Raw genomic sequence first — 14607 nt, 5'->3', positions numbered from 1 at the left:
CTGTGGAACCGCGGATTCAATCAAACCCGGGATGCCGTTAAAACCGGCGTCAGAAAGCAAGCAGCTTTCGAGACATGGTTTTAAGGAGACCCGACTATGAAGCGCATTCTTCTCGCCGCTACCGCTGCCGCCGTTATGACCTCGGCTGCTTCCGCCCAAGTTCTCGAAGAAAAGAATATCTCGATGGAACTGGCCAGCACCATTGCACGCGAAGCTGTCGCAGCCTGTTCGGCTGAGGGTTATAATGTTTCTGCTGCTGTTGTTGATCGCGCCGGTGTACTTCGTGCGCTTCTGCGGGCTGACAATGCTGGTTCCCACACCCCGGAAGCGGCGCGCCAGAAGGCCTACACTTCGTCGTCATCCCGCATGCCAACCAGCGCAATGGCAGAAAACATTGCCAAGAACCCAACCGCTGCTGAACTTGCCTCGATCGACGGTTTTCTGGTTCTGGCCGGCGGCATGCCGATCAAGGTTGGCAACGCAACCATTGGCGCAATTGGTGTTGGTGGTGCTCCAGGCGGCCAGTTCGATGAAGCCTGCGCCGTTGCCGCCATCAGCAAGGTCCAGGCTCAGCTGAAGTAATCAGGTCTGAACAGCAATGCTGCCTCGTCCCCGGCGGCGCTCGCATGGCGCTTCGAACTTGGGTTTGAAGCGCCAAATGTCGTTGGCAATCTGTCACTCCCAAGTCGCGGCCAGGAATTATTCCTGATCTGCAACCAACCGATAACCCACACCGGGTTCGGTCCTGATAATCGCCGGATTGACCGGGTTCTGTTCAATTTTTTGGCGCAGTTGGCCAATGAACACCCGCAGGTAATGCAGGTCGTCGCTATGGGCCGGTCCCCAGACGGAGGTCAGCAGGGTCTTGTGGGTCACCACCCGCCCGGCATGGCGGGCGAGCAGGGTCAGCAAATCATATTCCTTTGGCGTCAGCCTTATGGGCTGATCACCGCGTGACACGGTCCGTTTTACCACATCCAGTAGCAGACCATCCGCCTCGAAAACCGAAGGCATGGCGTCGGCTTTCTGGCCACGGTGGCGCAGTGCATTGCGAATGCGGGCCGTTAATTCACCGATACCAAAGGGCTTTTCGACATAGTCGTCAGCACCGAGATCAAGTGCTGCAATCTTCTCATTTTCGCGGTCGCGGGCAGAAAGAATGATGATCGGAATATCCGACCAGCCACGCAGACTGGCAATCACTTCTTTGCCATCCATATCTGGCAATCCAAGATCGAGAATGATTAGGTCAGGGGCGGCCGTTGCCGCCGCCTTTAGGGCGTCCGCTCCGGTCCCGGCTTCAATGACAGTGTAGCCTGCCGCCATCAGTGCCGGTTTCAGGAAACGCTGTATTTGCGGTTCGTCATCGACAACAAGTATATTGGCAATCGTCACGGTCATCTCGGTCAGTAGGCTTTCTTGTGTTTGGCCGCCGGAAAACGCATGACAATGCGCGTTCCTTTTTTCTTCACGGCCGGGCTTTCGGCATGGATATGGCCGCCCATAGCTTCCACGAAACCGCGCGCAATGGATAGTCCCAAGCCAGTACCAGCGGCGCGTCCATCTGGTTTTCCACGACGGTAGAATTTCTCAAACACCCGGTCCAGATCCTCTGGTGGAATACCCTTGCCATGGTCAGTTACCGACACCAGAACGTCGTCTCCATCACGCCGGGCATAAATGTAGACCGGTTCCTTGCCGCCATATTTTACCGCATTGTCCAAAAGGTTGAATAGAACCTGCCCCAGCAAAACGCTGTCGCCTTCGATCAGAGGAAGGTCTGCGGCAATGCCGGTTTCGATCACGCGATCGGGGAAATATTTGCGGATACGTTCGGCGGAGGCATGCACCACGTCGGAAACATCAATCCAGTCATGACGCGGTTTGAGATTCCCGGCCTCAATACGGGTCATGTCGAGAAGGTTGGCCACAAAACGGCTCATTCTGCTGCCTTCCTCCTCAATGGATTGCAGAAGATCGTCGCGACTTTCCGGCGGCATTTTGTCGCCCAGTTCCCTCAGGCTGGTCACCGCACCGGTGATGGTGGCAAGCGGCGTTTTCAGGTCATGCGATATCGAAGACAACAGCGCTTCACGGTATTTCTCACCCTCCAGCTTGGCCGCCTGCGTCACGCTTTCTTCTGCAAGCCGGGCGCGATCCAGGGCGATTGCTGTCTGGTCGAGAATGGCCGAGAGCGCACGTTCTTCATTGATATGGAGCCGCTCGCTAATTTGCTCGACACCGCACACGCCAACCACGCCATGTGGTCCTCGCAAGGGACGAAACTCGAAACGACTGTTGGGCAGCGTGCCGGTGCCGTGGCCTGCGGTTTCCTGTTTGTCGTGGCTCCAGCGGGCTGCGGTCAGATCGGTGATGTCCAGTTCCGTGTCCGGGGGCCATGCGGCAGCAACCTTGACGTCGCTGTTGTCGGGCAGCAACAAAACGACATTGCGCTTGAGGCTGGCCTGCAACTGCGACACCGCCAGCCAGATGGCGTCATCGGCCTTGGCGGTCGTCGAAAGTTTGCGTGAAAAATCGTAGAGCGACTGCAAGGCCGTGGCCCGCACGCGCGCCACGGAGGCCTGCTCTTTGATACGAGAGGCAAAACCTCCGGCAATCATCGCCACCGCCAGAAATATGAACAGCGCAAACACTTCATGCGGTGTGGAAATGGTGAAGGTCCGGAACGGGTCGATGAAGAAAAAATTGTAAGCCAGCGTGCACATCAGCGCGGCGAGAAATGCCGCCATGTAGCCGCCCGTCACCGACGCGCCAAGCACCGCGAGCAGAAATAACAAAGATATGTTGGGCAGGTCGATAAAACGGTCAATAATCAGCGCGCTTGCCGTCGTTATCAGCGTAAAGCCAATGGCAAACAGTGCTGATTGCCGCAGCGCCACCAGATTTGGTAACCGGAAACGCAATTTTCGATCGCGTTTTTCGCTGCGTTCCGGTGTCACCAGATGGATGCCAAGCCCTGCGGCGCGCCGTGATAATGCTTCATGCAGTGATTGCGCCCCAAATTTGACCCAACCGCGAAGTTGCCCGGTGCCGATGACGATTTGCGTTGCATGTTCCCTACGAGCGCATTTGAGGATTTCTTCTACAAAGTCGCTACCGATAATGTGTTGTGTCTCAGCGCCCAGCTGTTCAGCCAGTCTGAACAGTGCCTCCATGCGCTGGAAATGTTCGGCACTGCTGACCTCTCGGTCGGCGCGTTCGACAGACACCACGATCCATGGCGCATTGAGACCGGATGCCAGACGGCTGGCGACGCGAATGACCTTTTCCGAGAGATCATCGGGGCCGATGCAGACAATCAACCTTTCGCCAGTGGCCCAAGGTCCCTCAATGGCATTTTGCCTGAGGTAGTCGACCATCTGGTCGTCAACGCGGTCGGCGGTTCGGCGCAGTGCCAGTTCACGCAGTGCAGTCAGGTTTCCCAAGCGGAAAAAGCGATCCACCGCCCGGCTTGCGCTATCGGGCAGATAGACTTTGCCCTCCTTTAAACGCTCAATCAGTTCTGTTGGTGGCAAGTCGACCAGCAGAACATCGTCGGCCCGTTTCAGCACTGTGTCAGGTACACGCTCCCGCACGGTCACGCCTGTAATCTGCGCCACCAGATCGGCAAGGCTTTCCAGATGCTGGATGTTCATTGCCGTCCAGACATCGATGCCGGCAGCAATCAGCTCTTCAATATCCTGGTAGCGTTTGGGGTGCCGGCTGCCATCCGGGTTGGAGTGGGCCAGCTCATCGACAATAACAATGCGTGGCCGACGCGAAAGAGCTGCGTCCAGGTCAAACTCTTCCAGCATGCGGCCACGATGAGCAACCCGGATACGCGGCAGGATCTCGAGCCCATCGATCAGGGCGGCTGTTTCACTCCGGCCATGGGTTTCCACCAGCCCCACCATGATATCACAACCGTCGGCCTTCAGCCGCCGTGCTCGCGACAACATGGCGTAGGTCTTGCCGACGCCGGGTGCGGCACCCAGAAAAACGGTCAGCTTGCCCCTGCGTTCTTTCTCCGCAAGGGCAAGCAAGGCATCCGGATCTGGTCTGCGCACAGGGTTGCGGTCAGTATCCGCCATGCGGTGCCTCACGGTTTCAGGGAATCGAGCGCCATATTGATGTCTAGCACAGTTACACGCGGTTCGCCGATGAAACCAAGATCACGACCTTTCAGATGTGTGGTGACGAGATCCGCCACGGTTTGTGGCGGTAAACCACGTGCCTTGGCAACACGCTCGATCTGTGCGCGGGCATAGTCCACCGAGATGTGGGGGTCGAGGCCCGACCCGGAGGTCGTGACAGCATCTGCCGGTACTGGCGTGCCTATGTCGGCAATTTTGAGTTTTTCAACATCTGCAGCAACGCGGTCACGCAGTTTGATGGACGTGGTGCCGAGATTGGAGCCGGAAGAGGCTGCCGCATTGTAGGCGTCCGGTCCAGTCGCAGACGGACGTGGCCAGAAATATTTGTCAGAGGAAAAATTCTGACCGATCAGCTTTGAGCCGACAATGGTTCCGTTGTGTTCGACAAGACTGCCATTGGCCTCACCAGGGAAAATGGCTTGCGCAATGCCGGTAATGGCAAGCGGGTAGGCAAGACCGGTAAGTGCCGTCAAGGCAAACAGCAATGTCAGGGCAGGGCGAATATGGTTCAACATGGTTACACCAGATGGAGAGCTGTAATGGTGAGATCGATGATCTTGATGCCGGCAAAGGGCAGGAGAAGACCGCCAAAGCCGTAGATCAGCAGATTGCGGCGCAGCAACACGGCGGCACTTGCCGGACGATAGCTGATGCCCCGCAACGCAAGCGGAATAAGCGCAATGATAATCAGTGCGTTGAAGATCACCGCCGACAGAATGGCCGACTGTGGCGACGCCAGCTGCATGATGTTCAACGCACCGAGTGCTGGATAGGTCACGACAAACAAGGCCGGAATAATGGCGAAATATTTCGCCACGTCATTGGCAATGGAAAAGGTGGTCAGCGACCCACGGGTCATCAGCAGCTGTTTGCCGATTTCTACGATTTCAATCAGCTTGGTCGGGCTGGAATCGAGATCAACCATGTTGGCTGCCTCACGCGCCGCCTGGGTGCCGGTCTGCATGGCCACGCCGACATCGGCCTGCGCCAGTGCTGGCGCATCATTGGTACCGTCGCCACACATAGCGATCAGACGACCACCTTCCTGCTCGCGGCGGATATAGGAAAGTTTATCTTCCGGCGTTGCTTGCGCAAGATAGTCATCGACACCGGCCTCGGAGGCAATGGCCGCCGCAGTCACCGGGTTGTCGCCAGTGACCATAACGGTGCGGATGCCCATGGCTCGCAAGGCGGCAAACCGTTCTTTGATCCCGGGTTTGACGACATCCTTGAGGTGGATGGCACCAAGCAAACGTTGCCCGTCCGTCACGGCCAGTGGCGTTCCACCGCTGCGCGCAATGGCATCCACGGACTGGCGAAATGCTGCGGGGGCTGCGTCCTCGCTCACGCCTGCAAATTTGAGGACGGAATCAACAGCTCCCTTGCGCAACCGGCGCTGGCCGATATCGACACCGGACAGGCGCGTTTCCGCAGAGAAGTGAATGATATTGTCAAATGTGCTGTTTGGCGCAGCGATACCAAATTCACCCTTCGCAAGCGCCACGATGGAGCGGCCTTCCGGTGTTTCATCAGAAAGGCTGGCCATAAGCGCAGCCTCTGCGAGCTCGGTCTCGCTGACACCGGGAGCGGCAAGAAAATCGCTGGCCATACGGTTGCCGAAGGTGATGGTGCCGGTCTTGTCCAACAGCAGCGTGTCGACATCTCCTGCGGCTTCCACCGCACGGCCGGAGGTGGCAATGACATTAAAGCGCACCAATCGGTCCATGCCAGCAATGCCAATAGCTGACAGAAGGCCGCCAATGGTGGTCGGGATCAGCGTCACAAGCAGTGCGGCAAGTACGGTAACCGACAGCACGGTGCCGGAGTAACCCGCCAGGCCCCAGATGGCAACACACACAAACAGGAAGATCAGCGTCAGGCCGGAAAGCAGAATGGAAAGCGCAATCTCGTTTGGTGTTTTCTGGCGTTTGGCGCCTTCGATCAACGCAATCATGCGATCGACGAAACTGGAGCCGGGAGCAACGCCAATCCGGATGCGGATTTCATCCGACAGTACCTGTGTGCCACCGGTGACAGCAGAGCGATCACCACCGGACTCACGGATGACCGGCGCAGATTCACCCGTTATTGCGCTTTCATTGACAGAAGCCACACCTTCAATCACATCGCCGTCGCCGGGAATAAGCTCCCCGGCAGAAACGACGACGATATCACCAACTTTGAGGTTCGTGGCAGGCACGGTTTCCGTTTTGCCTGACGACAACAATCTGCGGGCAACCAGTTCGGATTTGGTCTTTTTGAGACTGTCGGCCTGGGCCCGACCTCGGCCTTCAGCAACCGATTCTGCAAAGGTGGCAAACAGTACCGTAAACCACAGCCATGCGGCGATCTGGCCGGAGAAAGTTGCCTGGGAGGGGTTGTAGCCAACGTCACGCAGGAACAGCAGGGTCACCACCAGCGCAACCACCTCGGTTACAAAGATCACCGGATTGCGCACCAACTGACGTGGGTCGAGCTTGATAAAAGCGTCGCGCATCGCTGGCAGCACAATGGCAGGGTCGAAAAGTCCAGGAGCTTTATGGTCCTTTGACATGATGTATTCCTTTAGAAGCTCTGGTTGGCAAGCATCGCAAGGTGCTCGACAACAGGGCCGAGTGCGAGCGCAGGGAAAAACTGCAGACCACCGAGAATGAGGATGATGCCGACCAGCAGACACACAAACAGCGGGCCATTGGTCGGAAATGTGCCTGACGATGCTGGCACTCTGACTTTGCTGACCAATGATCCGGCAATGGCCATGACCGGCACGACATAGGCAAAACGACCAAGCAACATGGCGATTCCCAATGTTGTATTGTACCAGACGGTATTGCCGCTGAGGCCACCGAAGGCCGAGCCATTATTGCCGGTTGCCGACGTGTAGGCGTAGAGAATTTCCGAAAGTCCGTGCGGACCTGCGGTTCCGACACTTGCCACCGCAAAGGGCAACATGGCGGACACGGCGGTGAAGCCAAGAATGACCAGGGGCAGTATCAGCACTGCCAGCATGGCAAATTTCATTTCCCGGCTTTCAATTTTCTTGCCCAGAAACTCCGGTGTGCGACCCACCATCAGACCGGCCACAAAAACCGAGAGAATGGCAAAAACCAGCATTCCGTAAAGACCGGAGCCAACACCGCCAGGCAGCACTTCACCAAGCTGGATCAGGAACATTGGCACCAATCCGCCAAGTCCGGTGAACGACCCGTGCATGCCATTGACGCCACCATCCGACAGGCCGGTTGTCACGGCAGCATAAAGCGCCGTCATGGCCTGTCCGAAACGGACTTCCTTGCCTTCCATATTACCGAGAGAAGGGTCGACACCAAGGGCCGTCAGGATCGGGTTGCCCTGCGCTTCCGCCCAGTAGGTGACGGTAACCCCTGCAATCAGCAGCATCGCCATGGCTGATATCAGCGCCCAGCCTTGACGGCGGTTCCCGACCATCTGCCCGAAGGTGTAAACCAGCGCTGCAGAAATCGACAGCATCGCGAACATGTTCAGGTAGTTGGCGTAGGTGGTCGGGTTTTCAAATGGATGCGCGGCATTGGCATTAAAGAACCCGCCGCCATTGGTGCCAAGTTGCTTGATCGCTTCCTGCGATGCGACCGGACCCAGCGAGATAACCTGCTGGGTACCTTCGAGCGTCGTGGCATTGACAGCGGCCTGAAGCGTTTGCGGCAGACCCATGGCAACAAAAGCAATCGCAACCAGCACGGCGATAGGCAACAATATGTAGAGAGTGGCCCGGGTCATATCGACCCAGAAGTTGCCAAGCGTCGATACCTTGGACCGGATGAAGGCACGTGTTAGCGCCATAGCAAGCGCCATGCCGGTGGCGGCAGAAAGAAAGTTCTGGACCGTCAAACCGGCCATCTGGCTGAAATGGCTGAGCGTGGTTTCACCAGCATAGTTCTGCCAGTTGGTATTGGTAACAAAGGAAACGGCGGTGTTAAACGCAAGATCAGGGGCCATGCCGGCAAAACCCTGGCTGTTGAACGGCAGATAGGCCTGGCCTCTCAAGATTGCATAAAGCACCACAAAACCTGCGATCGAGAACACAAGCATGGACAGCGTATAGCCAAGCCATCCCTGTTCCCTGCTGGGGTTAACCCCGGCGGTGGTGTAGAGACCGCGTTCCAGCGGGCCGAATATCGATGACAGAACGGTGCGCTCACCTGAAAAGACCCGAGCCATGTACAGGCCAAGGGGTTTGATGGTGATAAGCACGGCGAGGAAAAGGAGGCTGATTTGCAGCCACCCGATAATAGTCATGAGAATCTCCTGTAGAATCAGAAGCGTTCGGGCCGCAAAAGCGTGACCACGAGATAAACGCCGAGGGCGAGAGCGACGAGAAGGCCGAAAAGGGCTTCAATCATGGTGTGCCCCTTCAAAGCCTGTCGAGGGCGCGGGCATAAAGCGCCAGAGCCAGTAGGGTGCCAAAGCCCACTCCCACAAAGATGAGGTCGGACATGTCAGGTTCTCCTGTTGATATGGCTAAAGGGTAGAGCCGCATCAGGTCAGGTTTCGATTGGGAATTTGTCGCCACGACATAAGGAAAAGATAAAGACTAAAGACCTCTCTTATGGCTCAATTAAATCTTTGTCTGGGCGGTAAAATCTATAAGACTTTGTAATTAAATATATTTTAGGAATTTTTCTGCCGAGTTTTCAAAGTTTTTGCACCGCATAATGGCTTAAAATGCAAATTTATGACGAAAAGCGCTTGCATTCAGTCAGAGGACGTTTTAGAGGATCGCCACGCAAGCAAAACAAGTCTTCGCGTTACGCACCCGTAGCTCAGCTGGATAGAGCATCAGACTACGAATCTGAGGGTCAGGAGTTCGAATCTCTTCGGGTGCGCCATTTCTTCCTTCAATTTCAATATGTTAAAAATGACATTTCATCAGCGCCTGCTGTTGTAGCTTGGTATTGTCACGTCAGTTTGGCACAAGCCATTGATGAAATATTTCGCCGACACCTAGGCGAAAGTTCACAATGGACAATACTGTTTCCCATCTCTCTTCCGATCCCCTGAATTCAATCAATCATAAGCTCGATGAGCTTCTGACCAGTGTTGCGTCTCTCTCCGAGCGCCAGCAGGTCAATGATGAGATTATGGTCGAACTGATCAAGTTTTTTCAGCGGTTTCGTGAGGAAACTCTGGAAGGTCAGCAGGTCAACGTTCAGGAGTTGCGTAGTGCGGCGGAAGCAATCATCTACAAGACCAATGATCTGATGCAGTCGAGCGTCAAGCTGACGGAAGCCGTTGCCGGTGGCCTGAAGGACATCGGTACGAAAAGCGAGCAGGCTGCGGCAGAACACTACCGGGTGCTGCGCCAGTTGGCGCAGACAAGTCTTCGCAAGCTTCCTGTCGCGTCCGGCAGAATCCGCAGCGTGTTTCTTGTTCACATGATTGAGTCCTGGGATGCGCAGGTCGACATTTATCGTGCCATGCGTGCCGACGACCGTTTTGAGCCGGTTGTCGTTAGTATCAATCGCGCCTTCCCCGGCGATAACAGCTATAATGGTGAGGACGTCGTCAGCCGTGCCCTGACCAATCTCGGTATTGAGCATGTTCGCCTTGGCACGCAGAACTTTACCGAAGCACAGGAAACACTGCGCTTTCTGGCGCCGGATGTCATTTTCCGCCAGTCGCATTGGGATCGTGATTATCCGCCGGCATTCAGCACGGCAGAACTTGCCTTTACCCGCCTTTGCATCGTGCCTTACGGCATGTCCATCGTGCAGAAGTTCAGCCACTCCGAAGCGCTGCCAACGACAATTTCGCCGATGGCATTTGACCAGCCCTATCACCGCTCTGCGTGGCGCGTTTTCTGTGAAACGGAACAGACAAAGTCTTATTTCCTCAGTTTCCAGCATTCGGATCCAAGCAAGTTCGTCCTTTCGGGCTATCCGAAGCATGAGCGTTTGCTGAGATCGATAGGGCACGGTCAATGGCCCCTGCCGGATACACAGGAAAACCCCTACCGCGTTATCTGGGCACCGCATCACTCGGTCGGTAATGACTGGCTGGCATTTGGCGTGTTCCATAACATGTATATGGACATGTTGCGTTGGGCACAGCGCGCGCCACATATTCAGTTCGTTCTAAAACCGCACCCGGCATTGTTCGCGCTGGTTGTGCGCATGGGACTGGTGTCGCAGGCCAACCTCGACGAATTCAAGCGTCAGTGGCAGGCCCTGCCAAACTGCACGATCTTCGAGGGTCAGTATGGCGAACTGTTCGCCGCCTCTGATCTGATGTTGACCGATGGCCTGTCGTTCCTGACCGAATATCAGCTGTTCAACAAACCGCTGGTATTTATCGACTCGCGCCGTCACGTGCAGCTCAACGCCTTGGGACAGCTGGCCGTGGATTGCGCCGAGAGCGTCAACACACTTGCAGAAGCTGAAGCCGCCGTTCTCGCTTATGCCGCGGGCAAGCCGCTTGAACGCAATGAGACGCGCGCTCGCCTGCAAAACATCATGCTGCCCAATGAGCGTCCGTCGGCACTGGTTATTGTCGACGCGATTGCCGAAGGGCTTGGAAAAGAACGGGCATCTGCTGCGGCTTGAACTGGCAATTGCAGATCAGCCTGGGAAAAGATTGAGGCACTAGCAATGGCAGGCTTCATGATCTCCGGAAACACGGGGCAGACGCGGTAATTTGGAGCTTGGTATGAATATCGTTTTTCTGGCGGCGGGACGGGGTAGCCGGTTATCGGAACTGACGGGCGATACGCATAAATCGCTGTTGCCGGTGGCAGGCAAACCTGCCCTGCAGCATATTCTGGATGTCGCGGTGGCTGCAAAGCCGCGCGATATCACCATCGTGACCGGATACCGCAACACGGATATTGAAGACTTCGTGCGTGCCACCTATGGCGATGCCGTTCGCCCAGTATTCAATGAACGTTATGCCGAGGATACCAATATCCTCTCGGCGGATATTGGCGTCGATGCCTTGCGCCAGCCGCAGCATGGCTACCAGATTGTCGAGACCGATATCGTGATGCAGGAGGCCGGTTGGCAGCGCATTTTCCGCGGTGCTCGCACGGCATCCGAATGGTCGACGCGCGGCCTCTACAGCGAGCAACTGACCGGTGGCACGCTGAAAACCGGTGCCGGCGGCAATGTTACTGATATCGTCTATGCCCCCAAATATGACGCAAAATACGAGGGCTGGTCGAAGCTTCTGGGAACGCTCTATGTCGGCAGGAACGAGGTTCAAGCAGACAGGTACATCCGCAAGCAGGCAATGCAGCGCACCATCGCGCAATATTACATGACACCATGGGTGGAAAATCTGGAGCTGCTGCCATGTCGCGAGCTTAACCTCAGCGCATTTTTTGCAGCCTCTTACAACGACGTTACCGCATACCGTAACGCCAGCCATCAATTTGAAGCAATGACAGCAGGACACGGAGCATAAGGTGAAGGTCGAACTCGTCGAGGTCGAAAGCCTCAAGCACATCGAAGGCTACAGCAAGCGCCGCGTGGAGTGGCTCAAGGAAAAGGTTCTGAACGAAAAGATTTGGAACAAACCCCTTGCGCTGGATGACCAGCACGCGCTCGTCATGGATGGGCAGCACCGCATGGAGGTTGCTCGTGCCTTGGGTCTCAAGCGCGTTCCCGCCGTCAAGTTCAGCTATGCCGAAGTTGAAATCTGGAGTCTGCGCCCAGGTAAATACGAATTCGACTGGAAGATGGTCACCGAGCGTGCGCTCAGCGGCGACATCTATCCTTACAAGACTGTGAAGCATCGTTTCCCGATTGATCTTCCTGTCATCAGCTACAGCCTGGAAGATCTGCGATGAGTGGTGTTGAACGTGCAATCATTCTTGCCGCAGGTCGTGGTCATCAGCTTGATGGTTACACCAAGATTCTGATCCGTCATCCAAAGACTGGCAAGACGATCCTTGACCATGCAATTGAAGCCTTCGCTGGCAAGCAGATCACAGTTGTTGTCGGCTTCCGTGCCGTTCAGATCATGGAACAGTATCCGCAGCTCGACTATGTCGTGAACTACGACTGGGCCTTGACCAACAATGCCATGAGCCTTGGTCTGGCACTGGATGAGCGCCCCACTTACGTGGTGTCGGGCGATGTGTTCTTTGATCGTCCGCTGATTGAAAAGCTGGATGCCGCACCGGCCGATCTGGTGCTGACCGAAGCGCGTGAAAACCGCACGCTGACCGCCATCCATTGCATGTTGCGCGACAATGGCACGGTTGAGGAAACCTATCAGGGCGCGGTGCGCAATGTGCGCCACCCCGAGGCAATCGGCCTGTTCAAGATCAGCAATTCCGATCTTCTCGAGCGCTGGAAAAAACTCTGCATACGCCACGGCAACCTCTTCGTTGGCCAGACCCTGCCGTGTGATGGCGCGCCTGTCGCATCTGTCGCGGTCGAGGATCATCCCTTCGTCGAGATCAACACGCCCGGCGATTATCTTAACTTCATGGAACGGTGCCGAAACCAATGATCAGATCTGTAACGGTTGGCATACCGGTTGGCGCCAAGTCTCCAGCCGAACTGGAAGAAGGCGCCAAGGCGCTGATTGCAACGGCCAGAGAAATTCTTGGCGATGCCAACATGGTGCCACGTACGATACGTTACACGCTTCCGGCTGTCGGTCTCGAAGGTGAAAATGAGGGAACGGTTCTCTCCACCCTTCGTTGGATCGACAATCTGGCGGCCGAAACCGATGTGCGCTGGTTTTGCCTGCCGTTCGATTTTGTTGAGGAAGGTCCAAGACGCCAGCGTCTGTCTACGGCACTGGATATCATTACCCGTTTCCCACGTCTGTTCATGAACCTCATCGTCGCCGATGAGTACAAGATGTCGGTCTCGGCGGTAAATGACGTCGCCTCTCTGGTGACGCGTATTGCCCGCAAGAGCAATAACGGTTTCGACAATTTCCGGGTCGGCGCATCCTGCGGCGTGCCGGCCAACTCGCCATTCTTCCCGTTCTCGCGCCACGAAGGTGATGAAATCGCTTTCAGCTTTGCGCTGGAAACAACAGGTATCGCTCTTTCTGTCGTGCAAGAACTGGGCGTTGCGCCACCGATCAACGTGTTCCGTGATCGTTTGGTCGAACGACTGAGTGAAGCTTTGGGTGAGATCAACCAGCTTGGTCTGCAGATCGCCGAAAGAACCGGTACCGTTTACAAAGGGCTGGATGCGTCCTTCGCACCGTTCCCGGATGGTGAAATGTCTGTGGCCGCCCTGATCGAACATCTGCTGGGCGCGCCTGTCGGCAGCCACGGGAGCGTTTTCATCACCGGTGTGCTCACCGATGCCATCAGAGCATCGTTGCGCGCCAGCGGTGCCCTGAGCGTCGGTTTCAACGGCGTCATGTATTCCCTGATGGAAGACAATACGCTTGCTGCCGCCAATAGCCGCCGCAACATCAACATGGATGCGCTGGTATCCCTATCGGCGGTATGTGGTTGCGGTGTGGATATGGTACCGGTCAGTGGCAACAGCTTCCCCGAGGAAATTGCCGGCCTGACACTGGATATCGCGCAGATGGCATTGTCGCTGCACAAGCCGCTCGGTGTGCGTGTTCTGCCGATTCCGAACAAATCACCAAACGAATTCACGGAGTTTAACCTGGACTTTCTGTGCGACAGTCGCGTTGTCGGCTTGCAGGCGCATGATCGCAGTCTGGCGACCTCCACCCCTTCACTGGGCCTTCTTTCGCCCCGTTTCTCTGATTCACTGAATAGTTAAGGCGCTCTGAACATGCTCGACAAGGACAAAGTCAAACGCTTCTGGGATGATCGAGCCTCGACTTTCGAGTCGGTTGCTTTCGAAAGCATCGCCAATCTTGAGCAAGACAAGAATAATCTTGAACTCAAGATCGACCGCGAAACACAAAAAGTGTTCGACTGGCTGGGCGATGTAAAAAACAAGACCATCGTTGATCTCGGCGCAGGCGTCGGCCAGTGGACGTTCCGCTTTACGGCCCGTGGCGCCAAGCACGTCACGGCGGTGGAATATTCCGCCCCGCTGGCTGAAATCGGTCGCAATGAAGCCGTCCGTCAGGGCGTCGACAATATTGACTTCGTGGTGTCGCCAGCCGAGAAATTTCTGGCAGACGATGCATATGATATTGTCTTCATTTCCGGTCTTTTCGTTTATCTCAACGATGATCAGTCCGACGAGTTGATGAAAAATCTCGTCAAGGCGTGCAACTCCAATACGTTGATATTGTTGCGCGATGGCACTGGCCTTGAAAACCGTCATGAGATAAATGACCGGCTTTCGGAACATCTTCAGTCCAACTATTCGGCTACCTACCGTACACGCCAGCAATATGTCGACATGTTTGCCGCTGCCGGTTTCAGCATCGTTCGCGACGAGAACATGTTCGAGGAAGGTTCGCCGCTCAATAAATATCCCGAAACCCGTTTGCGCATCTATCAGTTCAAGCCGGATTTCTGAAA

The 14607-nt window shown here is 55.8% G+C and carries 13 protein-coding genes and 1 tRNA gene; 8 read left to right on the top strand and 6 right to left on the bottom strand.

The features are described 5' to 3' along the window. Positions 1–96 precede the first annotated feature (96 nt). Positions 97–582: a heme-binding protein gene (locus tag M2418_RS16340; protein WP_259147847.1), complete on the top strand. Its 486-nt coding sequence runs from the start codon at positions 97–99 to the stop codon at positions 580–582. A gap of 117 nt (positions 583–699) precedes the next feature. Here M2418_RS16340 and M2418_RS16335 read toward each other — a convergent pair whose 3' ends face one another. The 6 genes from M2418_RS16335 to kdpF are packed head-to-tail and all read right to left on the bottom strand — an operon-like array spanning position 700 to position 8533. Next, the gene (locus M2418_RS16335; protein ID WP_259147845.1) at positions 700–1395 is read right to left on the bottom strand and encodes a response regulator; all 696 of its coding nucleotides are present in this window, start codon (positions 1393–1395) and stop codon (positions 700–702) included. 11 nt (positions 1396–1406) lie between these two features. Continuing rightward, on the bottom strand, positions 1407–4091 hold the full coding sequence (locus tag M2418_RS16330) for a sensor histidine kinase KdpD (RefSeq protein WP_259147844.1): 2685 nt from the start codon (positions 4089–4091) through the stop codon (positions 1407–1409). An 8-nt stretch (positions 4092–4099) separates the two neighbouring features. Then, on the bottom strand, positions 4100–4669 hold the full coding sequence (gene kdpC, locus M2418_RS16325; protein WP_259147843.1) for a potassium-transporting ATPase subunit KdpC: 570 nt from the start codon (positions 4667–4669) through the stop codon (positions 4100–4102). 2 nt (positions 4670–4671) lie between these two features. Further along, positions 4672–6708, bottom strand: a complete 2037-nt coding sequence (gene kdpB / locus M2418_RS16320; RefSeq protein ID WP_259147842.1) for a potassium-transporting ATPase subunit KdpB — start codon at positions 6706–6708, stop codon at positions 4672–4674. An 11-nt stretch (positions 6709–6719) separates the two neighbouring features. Further along, positions 6720–8429: a potassium-transporting ATPase subunit KdpA gene (kdpA, locus tag M2418_RS16315; RefSeq protein WP_259147841.1), complete on the bottom strand. Its 1710-nt coding sequence runs from the start codon at positions 8427–8429 to the stop codon at positions 6720–6722. Between the two features lie 17 nt (positions 8430–8446). Further along, positions 8447–8533 carry a K(+)-transporting ATPase subunit F gene (gene kdpF, locus M2418_RS25800; RefSeq protein ID WP_352230564.1) on the bottom strand — a complete coding sequence of 29 codons (87 nt, stop codon included), beginning with the start codon at positions 8531–8533 and terminating at the stop codon, positions 8447–8449. Between the two features lie 409 nt (positions 8534–8942). Between kdpF and M2418_RS16310 the strand changes: the two genes are divergently transcribed. The 7 genes from M2418_RS16310 (at position 8943) to M2418_RS16280 (ending at position 14605) form a co-directional block, all read left to right on the top strand. After that, a tRNA-Arg gene (locus tag M2418_RS16310) sits at positions 8943–9019 on the top strand. A gap of 132 nt (positions 9020–9151) precedes the next feature. Next, the gene (locus M2418_RS16305; RefSeq protein ID WP_259147840.1) at positions 9152–10732 is read left to right on the top strand and encodes a hypothetical protein; all 1581 of its coding nucleotides are present in this window, start codon (positions 9152–9154) and stop codon (positions 10730–10732) included. A gap of 103 nt (positions 10733–10835) precedes the next feature. Next, complete coding sequence (locus M2418_RS16300) at positions 10836–11588, top strand: NTP transferase domain-containing protein (protein WP_259147839.1); 753 nt, start codon at positions 10836–10838, stop codon at positions 11586–11588. 1 nt (position 11589) lies between these two features. Then, positions 11590–11973, top strand: coding sequence for a hypothetical protein (locus tag M2418_RS16295; protein ID WP_192486724.1), 384 nt, complete (start codon positions 11590–11592; stop codon positions 11971–11973). Further along, positions 11970–12641, top strand: a complete 672-nt coding sequence (locus tag M2418_RS16290; protein ID WP_250983358.1) for an NTP transferase domain-containing protein — start codon at positions 11970–11972, stop codon at positions 12639–12641. The genes M2418_RS16295 and M2418_RS16290 overlap by 4 nt, the downstream gene beginning before the upstream one ends. Then, positions 12638–13891 carry a DUF711 family protein gene (locus tag M2418_RS16285; protein ID WP_250983359.1) on the top strand — a complete coding sequence of 418 codons (1254 nt, stop codon included), beginning with the start codon at positions 12638–12640 and terminating at the stop codon, positions 13889–13891. The genes M2418_RS16290 and M2418_RS16285 overlap by 4 nt, the downstream gene beginning before the upstream one ends. 12 nt (positions 13892–13903) lie before the next feature. Then, positions 13904–14605: a class I SAM-dependent methyltransferase gene (locus M2418_RS16280; RefSeq protein ID WP_259147837.1), complete on the top strand. Its 702-nt coding sequence runs from the start codon at positions 13904–13906 to the stop codon at positions 14603–14605. Positions 14606–14607 lie beyond the last annotated feature (2 nt).

The organism is Rhizobium sp. BIGb0125 (assembly GCF_024810055.1).
In the GTDB taxonomy this organism is placed as follows: Bacteria; Pseudomonadota; Alphaproteobacteria; order Rhizobiales; family Rhizobiaceae; genus Agrobacterium.
This window is presented reverse-complemented; position numbering and strand designations above follow the sequence as displayed.